The 15,787-nt window shown below is 64.7% G+C and carries 17 protein-coding genes and 1 riboswitch; of the genes, 9 read left to right on the forward strand and 8 right to left on the reverse strand.

Going from position 1 to position 15,787, the window contains the following annotated elements; all coding sequences use genetic code 11:
* Positions 1–100 precede the first annotated feature (100 nt).
* Positions 101–1,066, reverse strand: coding sequence for a 6-phosphofructokinase (locus HAHE_RS06295; protein WP_338689492.1), 966 nt, complete (start codon positions 1,064–1,066; stop codon positions 101–103).
* A 263-nt stretch (positions 1,067–1,329) separates the two neighbouring features.
* Here HAHE_RS06295 and HAHE_RS06300 point away from each other — a divergent pair, with 263 nt between their 5' ends.
* The 6 genes from HAHE_RS06300 to HAHE_RS06325 are packed head-to-tail and all read left to right on the forward strand — an operon-like array spanning position 1,330 to position 5,631.
* Positions 1,330–1,476, forward strand: coding sequence for a DUF1328 domain-containing protein (locus tag HAHE_RS06300; protein ID WP_338689494.1), 147 nt, complete (start codon positions 1,330–1,332; stop codon positions 1,474–1,476).
* A 32-nt stretch (positions 1,477–1,508) separates the two neighbouring features.
* Positions 1,509–1,895, forward strand: a complete 387-nt coding sequence (locus HAHE_RS06305; RefSeq protein WP_338689496.1) for a hypothetical protein — start codon at positions 1,509–1,511, stop codon at positions 1,893–1,895.
* Positions 1,896–1,928: 33 nt separating this feature from the next.
* Positions 1,929–2,984, forward strand: coding sequence for a hypothetical protein (locus tag HAHE_RS06310; RefSeq protein WP_338689498.1), 1,056 nt, complete (start codon positions 1,929–1,931; stop codon positions 2,982–2,984).
* 52 nt (positions 2,985–3,036) lie between these two features.
* Positions 3,037–4,104: an HD domain-containing protein gene (locus HAHE_RS06315; RefSeq protein WP_338689500.1), complete on the forward strand. Its 1,068-nt coding sequence runs from the start codon at positions 3,037–3,039 to the stop codon at positions 4,102–4,104.
* A gap of 51 nt (positions 4,105–4,155) precedes the next feature.
* Positions 4,156–4,728: a DNA repair protein RecO gene (gene recO, locus HAHE_RS06320; protein ID WP_338689502.1), complete on the forward strand. Its 573-nt coding sequence runs from the start codon at positions 4,156–4,158 to the stop codon at positions 4,726–4,728.
* Positions 4,729–4,743: 15 nt separating this feature from the next.
* Positions 4,744–5,631, forward strand: a complete 888-nt coding sequence (locus HAHE_RS06325) for a tetratricopeptide repeat protein (RefSeq protein ID WP_338689503.1) — start codon at positions 4,744–4,746, stop codon at positions 5,629–5,631.
* A 100-nt stretch (positions 5,632–5,731) separates the two neighbouring features.
* Here HAHE_RS06325 and HAHE_RS06330 read toward each other — a convergent pair whose 3' ends face one another.
* The 6 genes from HAHE_RS06330 to HAHE_RS06355 form a co-directional block, all read right to left on the reverse strand.
* A complete protein-coding gene (locus HAHE_RS06330; protein ID WP_338689504.1) occupies positions 5,732–6,505 on the reverse strand; it encodes a hypothetical protein in 774 nt (257 codons plus the stop codon).
* A gap of 7 nt (positions 6,506–6,512) precedes the next feature.
* The gene (hisF, locus tag HAHE_RS06335) at positions 6,513–7,277 is read right to left on the reverse strand and encodes an imidazole glycerol phosphate synthase subunit HisF (protein WP_338689505.1); all 765 of its coding nucleotides are present in this window, start codon (positions 7,275–7,277) and stop codon (positions 6,513–6,515) included.
* Between the two features lie 55 nt (positions 7,278–7,332).
* On the reverse strand, positions 7,333–7,677 hold the full coding sequence (locus HAHE_RS06340; RefSeq protein WP_338689506.1) for a hypothetical protein: 345 nt from the start codon (positions 7,675–7,677) through the stop codon (positions 7,333–7,335).
* Entirely contained in the window at positions 7,674–8,051 is a 378-nt protein-coding gene (locus HAHE_RS06345) for a hypothetical protein (protein ID WP_338689507.1), read from the reverse strand. Before HAHE_RS06345 ends, HAHE_RS06340 begins: the two co-directional genes overlap by 4 nt.
* Positions 8,052–8,273: 222 nt before the next feature.
* A complete protein-coding gene (locus HAHE_RS06350; RefSeq protein WP_338689510.1) occupies positions 8,274–10,076 on the reverse strand; it encodes a TonB-dependent receptor plug domain-containing protein in 1,803 nt (600 codons plus the stop codon).
* A 40-nt stretch (positions 10,077–10,116) separates the two neighbouring features.
* Positions 10,117–10,257: riboswitch (cobalamin riboswitch) on the reverse strand.
* A gap of 24 nt (positions 10,258–10,281) precedes the next feature.
* Positions 10,282–11,727 (reverse strand): hypothetical protein, encoded by a 1,446-nt coding sequence (locus HAHE_RS06355; RefSeq protein WP_338689511.1) that lies wholly within the window; start codon positions 11,725–11,727, stop codon positions 10,282–10,284.
* A 106-nt stretch (positions 11,728–11,833) separates the two neighbouring features.
* Here HAHE_RS06355 and HAHE_RS06360 point away from each other — a divergent pair, with 106 nt between their 5' ends.
* From HAHE_RS06360 to rimO, 3 genes are all read left to right on the forward strand, one after another.
* Positions 11,834–12,580, forward strand: coding sequence for a fused MFS/spermidine synthase (locus HAHE_RS06360; protein ID WP_338689512.1), 747 nt, complete (start codon positions 11,834–11,836; stop codon positions 12,578–12,580).
* Between the two features lie 163 nt (positions 12,581–12,743).
* Positions 12,744–13,418 (forward strand): hypothetical protein, encoded by a 675-nt coding sequence (locus HAHE_RS06365; RefSeq protein WP_338689513.1) that lies wholly within the window; start codon positions 12,744–12,746, stop codon positions 13,416–13,418.
* An 8-nt stretch (positions 13,419–13,426) separates the two neighbouring features.
* The gene (gene rimO / locus HAHE_RS06370) at positions 13,427–14,821 is read left to right on the forward strand and encodes a 30S ribosomal protein S12 methylthiotransferase RimO (RefSeq protein ID WP_338689514.1); all 1,395 of its coding nucleotides are present in this window, start codon (positions 13,427–13,429) and stop codon (positions 14,819–14,821) included.
* A gap of 9 nt (positions 14,822–14,830) precedes the next feature.
* On the opposite strand, the gene HAHE_RS06375 is transcribed toward rimO, so the two are convergent.
* The gene (locus HAHE_RS06375) at positions 14,831–15,742 is read right to left on the reverse strand and encodes a PEP-CTERM sorting domain-containing protein (RefSeq protein WP_338689515.1); all 912 of its coding nucleotides are present in this window, start codon (positions 15,740–15,742) and stop codon (positions 14,831–14,833) included.
* Positions 15,743–15,787 lie beyond the last annotated feature (45 nt).

Consider the following 15,787-nt stretch of genomic DNA (forward strand, 5'->3'; position numbering starts at 1 on the left):
CGCCCTCTCGCCGGGCAGATGACTTCCCTTTCTGGCGGACGCCCCGGACTGCCGGGACGGCTGCCTATCGGAGTTCGGACCGTTCGAGTGAAATGCCGGCTCAGTTGCTGAGGTTCGTACAGAGCTTCAGCAGCAGCGGATCGAGCTCGTACTTCGAATCACAGACGGTCTGGATCGGCAGGCTGCCGTATTCACCGTCCTGATAGGTCATCACCGAATTGGTTTCGCCGGCCTCGAGGGCATCGATGGCCGCTACGGCAAACTTGTAGGCCATCAGGCGGTCGCGGACCGTCGGCGAGCCGCCGCGCTGGACGTGACCCAGCACCGTCAGGCGGGCTTCCATGCCGATCGAGTCGGTGATCCAGCGCGTGAGGTAATCACCCATCTTGGTTCCTTCCGCAACAATCGCGAGGACGTAGTTCCGGCCACCCTTGATCTCGGCCTTCAGTCGGCCACCAATGCTGTCGAGGTTGTAGGGCAACTCAGGCGTCAGGCAGACCTCCGCCCCGCAGGCCAGCGCGCTTACCATCGCGAGATAGCCGCAGTGACGGCCCATCACCTCGATGACGAACGCCCTCGAGAACGAATTGGCGGTGTCGCGGATCGAGTCGACCGACTGGCGGATCATGTTCAGTGCGGTGTCGACGCCCAGGCAGTAGTCGGTTCCCGCAATGTCGTTGTCGATCGTCGCGGGGATACCGGCGAACGGCACTCCGAAATCGGCGTAGAATTGATTCAAGGCACGGAACGATCCGTCACCACCGACGACGACGAGTTTCTCGATCCCGCGCTTCTTGAGGTTGAGGAACGCCTGCTCGCGGAACTCGAGCTCGAAGAAACGCTTCGATCGGGATGAGCGGAGAAAGGTGCCTCCTCGGTGGAGAATGCCGGAGATCAGCTCGCGGTCGGCCTCGACGAACTTGTCGTCGATCAGCCCGCGCAGGCCGTCGTACACCAACCACGGCTTGTAGCCGCGGCGGGCGGCGTACTCCGCCGCGCATTTCACGGCGGGATTCATGCCGGCCGCATCGCCACCGGATGTGAAAATCGCAAGTCCTTTGCTCATGGCTCGGCGGGAGGGAAGAGGATGCCTCCGCCGGGGGCAAGCACGGGATGGGCCGATCCGCGGCGGATTTCCGTGCGGGTCGGCGGATGCCCGGCCGTGCAGCCATTCCGACTGCGAAATGCAACCGATTGCCGGTCGCGGACGGGCGTCCTGCACGGCGACCCGGGCGCGAAACCCCGGAAACACGGGGATTCGGCCTTGGAACACGGATTGCGATGTCTCCCCTGCGGTCTGTTTCCGCATTCAACAACCAACCGAACACCATGATTGAACTCGTCATTATCTTTGCCGTTCTCGCCCTCGTCGCCGCCATCTTCGGATTCGGAGGCATCGCCGGACAATTCGCCGGCATCGCCAAGGTCCTGCTTGTGATCTTCCTCGTCGTCGCTGCCGTGATGCTGGTGCTCTGATCGCCACCGACGACCCCGGACACCCGCTTCCCATGAAACCGAACCTTTTGGTCGTCGATACCCTCGGAGACGGCTCGCGAGAGATCGTCGAGTCCGTCTGCGAGGAACTCAGCCGCGACTACTACGTCTACCTCGCCCGACCGGGATCCGGCTTCCGGGAAGACAGCCCGAACGGCGTGCGCTTCGTCTCCAATCCATTGGACGCGCTCCCGAGATTCGGCACGCTCGCCACAGTGTGGTCGGTGGGCAACCGGTCCGTCTCGACCGCCGTCCGCGCGGCCTATCCCGAGGCAGACTTCCACGACTGGCGCCCGGCCGACTCACCGCAGTCCCCGGACGGCTTCGTGAAGGCCCTCCGCCAACGTTCCCGCACCCCGCGTCTGACGGCGGTCGCCACCGGACGGAAGACCGCCGCGTAAGCACTCGCTGTTCGGGCGCCATGGGTACTCGCCATGCCGCCACCTTGTCTCCAAGGTGGCGCGGCGATGCCGATGATTTCACGCCGCAAGGACCGCTACCCGATCTCGGCGCCGCTGGGGCAGTATCTCTATCGCTTCGACCGCTTCCGCGAAATCCCCGGAATTTACGAGGACCTGTTGCGCTTCGCCGGCTCGATCCCCTACGAGGATCCCCAAGGCAAAGAGACGCTGTGGCTGACGGTCTACTACGATCCCGAGCACATGCGGGAGCTGCGGCCGAAACTCACGCGCATCTACGGCGAGCTGAAGGTCGGCGGTGATTCCGATCACCACGAGCACCTCACGGTCGACCGCATCGACTTCGGCGAATTCGGCAACTCGCGACCGTTCCGAATCCGGATCACCAACCTCTACAATGACAACTCGGACTACTTCTACGTGAAGTTCGCCGACGCGTCGCGGATCTTCGGGCTGGAGCTAGAGCACATCCTTTCGCCCAACCGCATCAACTACCTCGTCAACGGCGACACCCTGATCGAGGAGCACATCGCCGGCGTGCCGGGCGACGTCTTCCTGCGCGACCACCTGCCGAAGCCGGAACTCAACCAGGTGCGGATCGCCAAGGAGTTCACCAAGTTCAACGAGCGCTGCTTCATCCGGCTTCTGGGAGACATGCGCAGCGTGAACTACGTCGTCGACATCACCCCGGACTTCGAGGAGGTCCAGTACCGCGTCCGCCCGATCGACTTCGACCAGCAAAGCTACGAGGGCGCCGGCAAGACCTACCTCGCCTACCGTTTCCGCTCGAACCGCACCGTGACCAAGCTGGCGTTCGACGTCCTGAACCGCGCGACCATCGAACAGTACGTGGCCGAGGAACATGCCCAGATGACGCGTCGCGCCAAGGTCGAGAGCCTGCGCCTGAAAGCCCTGCTCGGCGTGATGCAGCGCGAGGAACTCGCACCGCGCGCGCACGTCCGCCGCCTCGCGGCCGACCTCGCGAAGTACCACCACACCGACATTTTCCGCGACTGCACAACGATGGGCGAACTGACCGCCGCCCACGTTTCGCACATGCTGGATCTGTAAGGATCCGACGTCCGGACTCGACGGACCGGCGAGGGCATGGATGCTGCGGCACATGGAATTCGTGACTGTCGCGGCGTTGAAGCAGCAGGCCGGTGAGCAACCGCAACGGCTTGCCGTGGATGCCGAACTTCAGGGGCGCAGCGAGCGGCAGACGAAGACCGGCAAACCCTACCTCGTGCTCTCGTTCGCCGATGCGACCGGCAGCTTCAACCTCAACGCATGGTCGGACGCGCCGCTGTTCGAAGCGGCGTCGCAGTTCGGCGACGGCACCGTGCTGCGGCTCGACGCCGAGTGGACTCAGAACCAGTGGGGCGTCAATGCGGCCAACCTGTCTTGGGAGCGACTCGATAGCGACGCGCTCGAAACCTTCTACGCCGGCGATGCCGAGACCGCGGAGCGGCAACGGGCGGCATGGAAGACGATCCGCGATTTCTGCTCGAGCATCGCCGACCCCCGCCTGTCGACCCTGTGCGCGCATTTCCTCGATGAATACGGCGCCCGCTTCCGACGGGCCGCCGCCGCCCGCAAGAACCACCACGCGCGTCGCGGCGGACTGGCCGAACACGTCGCCCAGATGATGTGCGCGGCCGACGCGTTCTGCTCGGTCTATCCGCAGCTCAACCGGGATCTCATGCTCGCCGGCGTTTTGTTCCACGACTGCGGGAAGCTTTGGGAAAACCAGTATCCCGAGCAGGGATTCGCGCAGGGACACTCGCTCTACGGCGAAATGCTCGGCCACATCCCGCTCGGCATCGAACTGGTCAACAAGCTCTGGCACGAGATCCTCGAAACGCCCGCCGCGAAGGGCTGGTTGGCCGAAGAGCCGCCGAGCGAACATGTGAGGCTGCACCTGATGCACCTGATCGCCGCCCATCACGGCGCGCTTGAGTTCGGATCCCCCACCCTGCCACGGACACCCGAAGCATTCGCGCTCCACCACATCGACAACCTCGATGCCAAACTGGAGATGATGAAGGACGCCTACGCCGAGTCGAACGAGCTCGCCGACGGCATTTACGAAAAGCGATTTCCCCTGCCGGCCAATCCGGTCGCTCCCCTGCCGGCCTACGAGGCCGCGCCCGAATCACCCGCCAAGCCTGCGGGCGACCTTCTGCTCTGATTTCCCGGCTTGCCGGAACTTCGGCCTGCGGCAAGGGTTCACCCGATTGTCATGGAGAGCTCCGACGCCATCCTCACGCGGCTGACGAAGCTCACCGACACCAGCCTGATCGTGCACTGGTTCACCGAGTCGTGCGGGTTGATCAAAACGGTCGCCAAGGGCGCGCGCCGGCCCAAGAGCCCGTTCGCCGGGAAGCTCGACCTGTTTTTCTCCGCCGAAGTCCACTGGGCGGAGGCCCGGCGTGGCGAGCTCCACTCGCTGCGGGAAGTCTCGCCCCAATCATGCCGCGAACGGATCCGCCGCGACTACCCGACCACCCTGCTGGCCGCCTATTTCTGCCGCTTGCTCGAAACCGCGGTCGAACACCAGCACCCGGAACCGGAGCTGTATGACCTGCTGCGACGCGGCCTCGACCACATCAACGCGTCCGGAGCCTCGGAAAATGCGTTGTTTCACTTCGAAAGTGAGCTTGCACGGCTGCTCGGCCTCGGTAACGAGAAGCGACGGGGGGCACCGGCGCTGCGAGAAGCGCTCGGCGGACTCCCAAACCAGCGGGAACAAGTGCTCGCGAGTTTCGATAATCCCCAGAAAATCCACTTTCCAGATCACAAATCCGAGGTTTAATCGTATATACAAATTATGGACTCTCCAACGATCACCCTGATCCAGATCCTGCGCCAGCGCGTCGATTCGCTGGTCGAGGCTGGTGACTATGACGAAGCCGTCCACGCCGCCACTGCGGCGCTGGAAAAGGCACAGCACGCGCTGTCCTCCGATCTGGAGAGCATCGACGAATTTGCCTGCACGCTTGAGCTCCGCGGCGACCTGTATCGGGCCCTCGGCCGGTATGAAGATGCGCGTGAGGACTACAAGCAGGCGCTCGAGCAGCTTGAAAACCGCCCGGACCGCATGATGCAGGTTGGACGAATCAGCGCCGCGCAAGGCGCGGTTCACGATGCTCTGGGCAACCAGGAGCGCGCCGCCGAGCTGTGGGAAGCCGCAATGAAGATCTTCGAGGAAACCGAGCCGCCCGCCCTGCTCGACGTGGCCCTCATGGCGAACAACCTCGCCTACCTGCGGAAGTCCAATGGCGACATCGACGGTGCTGAGAGCTACTTCCTCCGCGCGCTAGAGATTCACCATCAGGTGCTCGGTCCCGATCATGAGGAAACCGCCACCGTTTCGAACAACCTCGGCGCGCTCTACCAGTCGTCCGGCTATTTCGAGCAGGCCCGCGAGATGCACATGATGGCGCTTGAGGCGCGTCGCAAGCAGTTCGGCGAAGATCATCCGGACACCGCCCAGTCGCACAACAACCTGGCCCTGGCCCTGTTGGAAACCGGCGACCGTTCTTGGGCACGCCGGCACTTCGAGAAGTCACTCCACGCCTTCGAAACACTCGGGGCCGACTACCACAGCGACCTCGAAGCCGTGTCGTCGAACTACTGCGAGTTCCTGCGCAGCGAAGGTGAGAATGTCCTTGCCGATCGGATCGAAGGGAAGATGTCGGAACTGGCGGGCGCCTGAGCCGACTGCCTTTCCTCCGGCGATACCCGATTCAATTTTGAAGCCCGGCACCCCGTGCCGGGCTTTTTCGTGCCTTGCCGGGCGCTCGGGTGGAGATCCCTCAGCTCCCCTTCACCTTGAATCGCTCGCCGAGCAACCACTTGCGGACCACGTCGCGGTTGGCGGTCAGGCTGCCCTGCACCCGGTAGTTCGACCGGCGCAGGACATCCGCCCCGGCCTCCTCCTCATCGACCACACACCACGGCCGCGAGCCGGAAGAATGGACGAAGCGGAAGCCGTCCGGACGCGTGACGATGAATCCGACATGCGTGTCCAGGCCGACGATCCGGATCCCCGAATCCATGCCGCGCAACTCGCCCGCATACTCCTCATACGGACGTCCCACCCGCAGCGACAGCTCGTCCCTGGGCAGAAAGGTGCGGAGGATGTTCTGCGACGGCTGGCGTGCCAGCTTGTAGCGGTCGACCTTGAACCCGGCGTCCCGCAGCACCGTCGCGACGAAGTAGCCGCAGGCGATCTTGCCGTCGCCCGGAGTCTCCGAGGTTCCGTTGAAATCCCACGGCGTCCCGAGCCAGCAACTCATCAGGTCCGGCAAGGCCGTCTGCAGGAAAACCGCGGCCTCATCGAGGATCTCCTCCTTTTCCGAAGTGCCCGCCGCCCGATAGCGTTTGCCGAGATCGAGGCGCCAGCGTTCCACCTCGTCCTTGAGCACCTTGTAGCGCTCCGGATCCGGTCGGGCCGGCAGCTTGCCGGTCACCAGCACCGGTTGGCCGATCTGCTGCCACCAGTTCCGGAGCTCCGCCCGGAAGAACCACCCGACTCCGCCCGCGACGATCGCGAGGGCGAACAGCAGGCGGAAGAAGGCTCGTTTCACCGGCAATTCAAAGTTCGGGCCGAACGGGAATGCCCCGCTCGGCAAAATAGCGCTTCGCCTCGCCCACCGTGTGTGTCCCGAAGTGGAAAATGCTCGCCGCCAGCACCGCGTCCGCCTTGCCGCGCTCCAGCACCTCCACCATGTGGTCGAGGTTTCCCGCGCCGCCGCTGGCGATGACCGGAATCCCCACCGACTCGGAAACAGCCGCGGTCAACTCGCAGTCATAGCCCGCCTGGGTGCCGTCGGCATCCATGCTGGTCAGAAGGATCTCCCCCGCTCCGCGACGCCAGACCTCCTTGGCCCACTCGATCGCGTCGAGCCCGACCGGCGTCCGCCCACCGTGGGTGTAGACCCCCCACTTGCCCGGGCCTTCCCGCTTGGCATCGATCGCCACCACGATGCACTGCGCGCCGAAGGCCTTGGCGCCGGCGTCGACCAGATCCGGGTTGTTCACCGCCGAGGTGTTGATCCCGACCTTGTCCGCACCGGCGAGCAGCATCTCGCGCATGTTCTCGACCGAGCGGATACCGCCTCCGACCGTCAGCGGGATGAAGCAGTGCTCGGCCGTGCGGTGGACCACGTCGACCATTGTTGCGCGATTGTCCGAAGACGCCGTGATGTCGAGAAACACCAACTCGTCGGCCTGCTGCTCGTTGTACGCCATCGCGCACTCCACCGGATCTCCGGCGTCGATCAGGTCGACGAAATTGACGCCCTTCACCACGCGACCGTCGGTCACGTCGAGGCACGGAATGATGCGTTTCGCCAGCACGCTGGGAGCAAAGCGGCGGCAACCGCGGATGTCCACCCCGCGGATGCGGCAGCGCTCAGCGCGCCGGTTCTTCGGCGAGCCGCTGCTCGTGACGCCAGAAGCCCCAGACGATCATGCCGAAGCCGCCGGTGAGGAGTCCGATGTTCACGTTCTTTACGGTGTCGAGAAGCATCGGATCGAACTCCGCCTGGTTGAACGGCGTGACGAAGCTTGCGTAGATCAGGAAGCCGACCCGGCCGGTCATCAGCGCGAGCGCGCCCCAAGTCATGAGCTTGGCGCTCTCCGACGACAGCCGGCGGGCGAGACGGATCGCCGCCAGCGCGACGAGGCCGAGGCCGATGACTCCGAAGAGGTCGACGAGGAATCCCTGTTGGATGACGATTTCGAACAGAAGGTTCATGGGAGGGAGGGAAGCGTTGCAGGTTGGGGGGAAGTATCACGCCGCGTCTCGAAGATCCGGGCGTGGAGGAGCAGTCCGAGACCGAACAGCAGCCAGCCGCCGTTCATCGACAGCATGCGGACCAAGTGCCATCCGAGAGCCGCCGCGGGATCGGCATTCGGGTAGAACATGATCAGGTTCAGCGGCACGAGGACCTTCACCTGATACAGGGGAAGGACCACGGAGTAGCCGAGGGCGAGCAGCAACGCACCAGCCATCAGGGTCCGGGCCGGCCAGCCACCGGTGCGACGCGTAAGGCGCCAAGCGACCAGCAGCAGGGCGAAGCCCATGACAATCATGAAGACCGGCCTCATGGCGTCGATCGACGCCAACATGGGGGGTGGGGGGAAGGCCATGCTGTTAGGTATTCATCATCGTAAGTTATTGATCAAGAGTGTTTTAGCACGTATTAAATGACTACCAAGAAGACCCGATTAGCCGGTCTTGTTGACCCTTCAGAAACCCAAAATGAAAAGGCGGGATCCCCGAAAGGAGATCCCGCCTTGTAAGATGGAGGGTTGCGCGGATTTCCCTCCGCATTTGCTGCTAGCCCGGCATCAGAACTCCAGGGTCACCCCGGCAAAGGCGCCCAGTCCCGGACCCTCGACGACGGAGCCGCCGAAATTGCTGAGCTGGTAGCCGGTATCGGCGAGGTTCTCGATTCGCCCGTGAAGCCGGACCCGCTCGGTGAGCTGGTAGCTCCCGTATAGCCGGAGCAACAGGTAGTCATCGAGCGGCCGTCCTCCCCAGCTCCGCTCATCGACGTAGCTGGCCCCGATCCCGAGCAGCAGTTTCTCGACCGGTCTCCAATCGAGCGAAGCGGTGGCGGTGTGGTCGGGCTGATCCTGGAGCGACTCGTCGAGAAAGGTCCACGCGAGCCGGTAGCGCCATTGGCCGTCGCACCATTCTCCCTGCAGAGCCGTTTCCAGCCCACGGGTCGGGGTTTCTCCCGGCAGATTGACCGGTGGGGTGGGAAAGGAGCGGATCCGATCCTCGATCGAGTTCTCGAACCAGGTCACGGACACCGTGTGGTGCTCACCGATCCGCTGCTCGATCCCGAGGTCCCAGCCGATGCTGGTCTCCGCCCCGAGATTGGGATTCCCCGCCCCGAAAGCGGTTCCGAACAAATCGAGGTAGGTCGGAGTCCGGAAGGCACGGCCGATTCCGCCACGGATGCGGGTGGTTCCGGTCGCGTTCCACGCCGCTCCGGTCCGCCACGTGAACTCGTCACCGTAGCTTTGATCATCTTCCCAGCGCACGACCGCATCGGCGACGAAGCGGTCGGACGGTTGCCACTGCCAGCCGAGGTAGCCGCCGAAGCGGTCGCGTGCGGCATCGGTGCCGATGGTATTGCGGAAGTCGGTGTGCTCGAAGTAGGCGCCGGCCAGCAACTTGTGGCAGCCGTTCACCTCGATCACATGGTCGGTATTGACCACGGTGCGTTCGAGATCGGTGCCGTAGTTGCCCCAAATACTATCGTTATCGTAGCTCTCGGCGTAGTGGCCGGCGGTGAAGCGGGCATTCCATCCGGGAGCGATCCGGGCATCGGCGAAAACCGTCGCGAGGGTCGCGTCGATCCGGTCGGTGTTCGCGCCGAAGAACGGGTAGTCGAACCGCGAGTCGACGCTGCGGAAGGTCATCCCGAGCGTCAGGTTGTCGGTCGCCTCCCACTCGAGCCTGAGCGCCGCGCGGGACTGGTCGTAGTCCTGATCAGCCGCGTCATTGTGGGTGCCGCCATAGCCGACGCCTGCGAACCACGACACCCCGTCCTTGGCCCCCGAGTGGGAAAGGTGGGTATCGAACGTGTCGAAGGATCCACCTTCCAAACGCAGCCGCGTCCGGGGATCACCTTCGCCGCGGGCGGTCTGCAGCCAGATCACGCCACCGACGGATTCTCCGCCGTGGATCGCCGCCTGCGGCCCCCGCAGGACCTCGATCGCACCGAGGTCGTCGAGACGCGCCCCGGCGAAGAAGTTCCCGAGTGGCGCGGTGGCGTCGCTGAGCCGGATGCCGTCGACCACCAGCTGCGAGTAGGCGGTGGTCGTGCCGCGGACAAAGACCGAGCCGATGGCTCCGGTCTGGCCGGCGGTGGACGTGGCGATGACGCCGGGTACCTCGTTCAGCGCGTCGCGCAGGTCGAGGATGCCGCGGCTTTCCAACTCGAGCGGGTCCAGCCGGGTCACGGCTGACGTTGTTTCCGAGGCCGGCAGCGGCGTCCGCAGCGCGGAGACCACCAGCGGGTCGAGTTCCGATTCGACTTCGCCGGCCGCGTGGCTGGCGAAGGTGAGAGTCGCGGCCAGCAAAAGGCGGCGACGGGTCGTGCGCGTCCGAGTGATCCCGGACGGTGTCTTGTGTTGCATTCTTGTTTTCTGGGTCCGTGAACCTGAGATCCGCAGGTCCGTTCAGACAACACTCCGGGCTGGCGATCTGGCTTCCCCGCCCGAGGGCGGGATTACAGTGGCGGTACCGCTCCGGATTCGCACCGGATTCCCCATCAATTTCCTGCCCGTGCCACGGGCTTCCCGAAGGGTGCCGCCGTCTGTCCCCGGCGACGCGCGGAGGCTGTCAGCCCGCTGAAGGCGTGGCAACCTCCGTCTTCGCAACCGGTTCGTTGCCGTCCCACAGGATCCCGCAAAGCCAAGTGAGCAATCCGATGCTCGCCGCAAGCGTGAAGCCGAGCACCGATGTCGCCAGCAGCAGCATGACCTGAGGCAAAAATCCGCCGTCCTCGTAAAACAAGCCGACCGACAACACTCCGACTGCACCACCGACCAGACTGATGGGGATGACTCCCATCGGATCGTCGAAGCGACCGAGGTCCATGGCCCACGCCACCAAGGCAGCCAATCCGCCGGCCACCGCGCCGATGCCCGCCGCCTGCTGTACGGTGGCGCAATCCGCCGGCGCGCAGATCGCCGCCCAACCGGCAAGCGTGCCAATCCCAGCGATCACCCATCGCGAGCGGCGGGCGAGGAATATCGAAACAATTGCCGCCACCGCCAGTCCTCCACCGACCGCCGCCAGCGTGTTGTTGAGGACCGCCGCCACCACGGGGATGTCGTCGGACAGGACGGATCCCGCATTCGCTCCCCCGACGAGCATCAGGAAAACCAGCAGTCCGATCACGTAGATCGCCACTTCCCAGACTTTCAGTTTCCGACGCCGGTCGGGACGCAGCGCGGGAGGCCGGTCGAGTCTGGCACCCGGGCCATGGGCAGGGCAAAGGCGGGCGAGAACCACCAATGCCAGTGCGGCTCCCCCTGCCAGCGTGTGGATCATCGCGCTACCCGCGAAATCGAGGGCATTCATCGATGACAGCCAGCCCGCGCCCCACAGCCAGCACGCCGCGAGAGGAAATCCGAACATCCCGACCGCGGTCGCGGTCAGGACGACCGTCGGCGTCCGGTATCGGCCCGCCGCCAAGCCGAGCACCATCAGCGCCGCGGTCATCGCGAAGAGCATCTGGTAGAAGAAGTCGGTCACCATGGTCATGCCCATGCCGTAGTCGAGGCCGGGGCTGTTCGTTTCGATCAACACCGGACCACCCACGCCGGCCGGCAAAAGACCGCCGAGCGCGAAGTCGCCGGGATAGGCCGTGTTGAAGCCGAAGAGCCAAAACGCGACCCCCACCATCGCCAGCGTACCGCCCACCGTCAGGCCGGCAAATCGTCCCGACGGCCGCTCCGCGACGGCCGCGGTCATGAGGACAAAGCCGAAGATCCCAATCACCATCAGCAAACCCGATGAAGCGAGGAAGGCATTGCTGTCGGAGAACTGGTCGAGGATCTCGGGCGACGGATCATCGACGAAATGACTGTAGTCGAAGTCGCTGTATTCCTGCGGCTCGGTCGCATCCGGCATCTCGTCGAGAGCATCGCTCCACACCTCCCCCACCGATCCCTCGGTCGGCGATGAGCTGAAGGCCATGGATCCCGATCCGGCCACCATCGCGAGGAAGCCGAGGCTCAGGAACCCAAGCAACACCCATTGGAAGACACGCGCCACCTGCATGGGCTCGTGAATACCTGCCCGCGGCCAGCCCGCCAACGCCCGTGTTTCCGGCTGTGGAAGTTCCAGCCTTGGCAAAGTCGCCCGTCGCCGCCAACCCTTCGGAGTCTTGCCCGCCCGACGCATCGCCACCGTCGACACCGCCCACCAGCAGATCGAAGTCTGGAAATCTTCGCACGCCTGCGAGTTCCGGGTCGCCGGCGCGATCCACGCATGGTGGCACCGCTCGCAATTCCTCACCGGTCTGGCGTGGGACAACCTCGCCGCGGCATCGCTCCTGCGACCCGCCGGACCTCCCCGCTCGCTCCTGATGCTTGGCCTTGCCGGCGGCACCACCCTGCGGATCCTCCGCCACCTGCTGCCCGACTGCCGGTTCGCCGCGGTCGACATCGACCCCGAGGTGGTGGAACTCGCGCGGCAGCACATGCACCTCGACGACACCGGCGTCACCGTCCACATCGCCGATGCCTACGAGTGGTTCAAGCGGGACCGGCGGCGCTACGATGTGATCATCGACGACTGCTACCTCGCCGGAGCGGAGGACGTTTACCGCCCCCAAACCCGGCCCGGCCGCGATCTCGACCGGCTCGCGAAGCTGCTCAATCCCGGCGGCATTTTCCTCACCAACCTGGTGACCGGCTCCGGGCACCGGAGGATGCAGAGCCGCACCCGCGCCGCCTTCAAGCGCCGCTTCGCGAACGTCCGCACGGTCACCACCCCGGAAAGCATGAACGAGACGCTCGTAGGCGGGGATTCCGTACTCCCGGGCGGCGCCCTCGACGCCTGGACCGAGCGCTTCAGAAGCCAGAAGGACCGGAAATACTGGGAGATTCTCAGCGTTCGGAAGCTGAAATAGGCGCCAAATCCGGCCAAGGACCGCGCGAGCCCACTCGCGCCCCGTCGGTCCGGCGATGCGCGAGTGGGCTCGCGCGGACCGTCCGAAAACTCCGCTTTCCGGTCGGATCCCGACTCCTTCGACCGCGTTGACATCGACCGCACCCCGCCGCACGATCCGACCCATGGACACGCTGAAGATTCTCCTCGGAGCCACCATGGCGCTGCTGCTGGGCGCATTGGTCGTCTTCACCAACCGCATGAACGACGGCGTCAAGGAAGCGCCGAAGGAGGACGTCGCCGCGATGCAGCGCGAGATCGCCGAACTGCGCGCGGAAATGGAACGCCTCGATCTCGAGCGCCAGCGCAAGATGTTGCAGGAAGTCAGCGCCCAGCCGTCCGGCGCCGATCTCGTCACCCGCGATGAGGCCGAGGAAAAGGCCGCCGACCTCGAGGAGCGGCTGAAGCAGCTCGAAATGGAGGCCGTGGAAGCCAAGGCCGATGCCGAACGTGCCGAAGCCGAAGCGGGCTTCCTGACCGAGCGCTACACCGAGTCCCGTGACAAGACCGAGCGCCGCGCCCGCGTGATCAACAACGCGATGCTGATCGCCACCATCAAGGAATGGGTTGACGACCCGAACTTCGGCGGCTTCGCCATCCTCAACGTCCAGAGCCAGGACAACGTCCAGACCGGCAGCGTGCTCGCGATCCGGCGCAATGGCGGCATCCTCGGCAAGCTCCGCGTCGGCGAGGTGACCATCGAGGGCGCCGTCGCCAACCCGATCAGCAACTTCAGCGAGATCAAGCCGCAGGCCGGCGACGAACTGATCCTCGACGAAGTCGTCCAGCTCGCGAACTGATCCGCATCATGTCGACGACCGTCGGACTCATTTCGCTCGGCTGCGCCAAGAACCTCATCGATTCCGAGGTCATGATGGGCCATCTCGCCGAGGCGGGAATGGCGCTCACGCCCGATGCCGAACTCGCGGACGTGCTCATCGTCAACACGTGCTCGTTCATCGACATGGCCAAGACCGAGTCGATCGAGGCGGTGTTTGGAGCAGTGAACGCCCGCGGCGAGGACGTCGAGCGGGCCAAGCAGAAGATCATCGTGGCCGGCTGCCTGTCGCAGCGCTTCGCCAAGGAACTGCCGTCCCTGATGCCGGAGGTCGATGCCTTCATCGGGCTCGACCAGATCACCAAGGTCGCCCCGATCATCGAGGGCCTCGTCGGAACCAAGCCGGCCCCGGACAAGGACGACGGCGTCGCGACCGACGACGAGCGCGACTTCGTCACGCTCAAGCCGAAGTACGTTCCCGACTACAACACCCCGCGCTGGCGGCTCACCCCCGAGCACAGCGCCTACGTCAAGATCGCCGAAGGCTGCAACCACACCTGCACCTTCTGCATCATCCCGAAGATCCGCGGCATGCACCGCTCCCGAAGCCAGGAAAGCGTGGTCCGCGAGGTGAAGGACCTCGTGGCCGGTGGCGCCCGGGAAATCAACCTGATCTCGCAGGACACCACCTATTTCGGCATGGACAAGTGGGAGGGCAAGCGGCCGAACCCGAACTCGCCGGTCGACTCGACCCGCGGCGAATCGCTGTCGTCCCTGCTGCGCGAGCTCAACGCGCTCGAGGGCGACTTCTGGATCCGCCTGCTCTACACCCATCCGGCCCACTGGTCCGACGAACTGATCGCGACCATCGCCGAGTGCGACAAGGTGGTGAAATACGTCGACATCCCGCTGCAGCACATTTCCGACCGGATGCTGACCGCGATGAAGCGCAAGACGAACGGCGACTACATCCGCGACTTGCTCCGCCGGATGCGCGCCGGCATTCCGGATCTCGGCATTCGTACGACATTCATCGTTGGATTCCCCGGCGAAACCGAGGAGGACTTCGAGGAACTCCTCGAGTTCATCCGCGAGTTCCGCTTCGAGCGGGCGGGCGTGTTCCAGTATTCCAAGGAAGAGGGAACGCCGGCCTACAAGATGGACGGGCAGATCCACCACATGACCCGCAAGAGCCGCTGGAGCCGGGCCATGGCCGAACTGCAGCGGATCGCCGCCGAGCTCAACGAGGAGCAGGTCGGCAAGAAGGTGCGTGTCCTCGTCGAGGAACCCGGCGTCGGCCGCACCGAATGGGACGCCCCCGAGATCGACGGCTCCGTGCACGTCGACGACACGCTCCCCGTCGGCCAGTTCGCCGAGGTCACCATCGGCGACTGGCGCGGCTACGACCTCGTCGCGGCGAGGTGAGCCGCGGGTTCAACGACGCCGGAAGCGCCAGATCCACAGCAATGCGGCAAGCCCGACAATGAGGGGCGTGGAGGGTTCGGGCACCATGCTTGCGCTGAAGCCCTCGATGTGGACATGGATCGGTCCGGTGGCGGCCTCGTGCTCGATGTAGAAACCGACACCGGTCACATCGGTGAAAGTATGGGGCAGGAAGGTACTCCCTTCGTCAAAATCGAGTGACCAGAGATCGGCAGCGGTGCCGGAGCCCGAGGGATCCACTTCGTTCGGATCGTAGGGCGCCCAGTTGAGCAGGGACGAGTAAGAGACGCTGTAGACCGAGTTGTTGCCGATGAGCGTGGTGTCCTCGGAAACATAGAGCTGGTTTCCGTCACGGACGACCCACCGCAGCAACTCATCGGTGTGATGACCGCTGGCCTGAGAGGTCACCAAGCCGAATTCCCCCTCGGTCAGGCCGATCCCGGTGGCGGCATCGAGTCCGCTGAGGAAGTCCGCTTTGTCCCAGAGGAACATGAGGTGGAACGTGTGGACGTCTCCTCCGGTATCGACGTGGAAGTGGATGCTGTCGTTCGGGCCTTGGTTCAGCACGCTCAACTCGGAGAAGCCGTCATTCGCGGTTGAGTTCACACGTTCCACCGAGCCGCCACCGTAGAACGTCCCGCTGGTCCCCGTGTAACCGGTCCCCGGACTGAATGGCCGCGTCGAACTGTAGCCACGGCCCGCGATGCTGTCGGTGCCATTCGTCACGATCGGTCCGTCGGGATCTCCGTAGCCGTCGCTGCCCGTGCGGTTGGCAGGAACATCATCGGCAAGAACGGTATCCGCCGAAACATAGTCCCCGCCCCACTGGACGGCGGCAACGGTGGCAGCATGGCTGCCGACGGTAAGACACGCGCTGCCGGCGAAGGCGAGCAGGGGGAACATGCGAGTTCTCATAGGGTTTGGATTTGGATTCGATCCAACCTGACC

It is taken from the genome of Haloferula helveola, assembly GCF_037076345.1.
Taxonomy (GTDB): Bacteria; Verrucomicrobiota; Verrucomicrobiia; order Verrucomicrobiales; family Akkermansiaceae; genus Haloferula; species Haloferula helveola.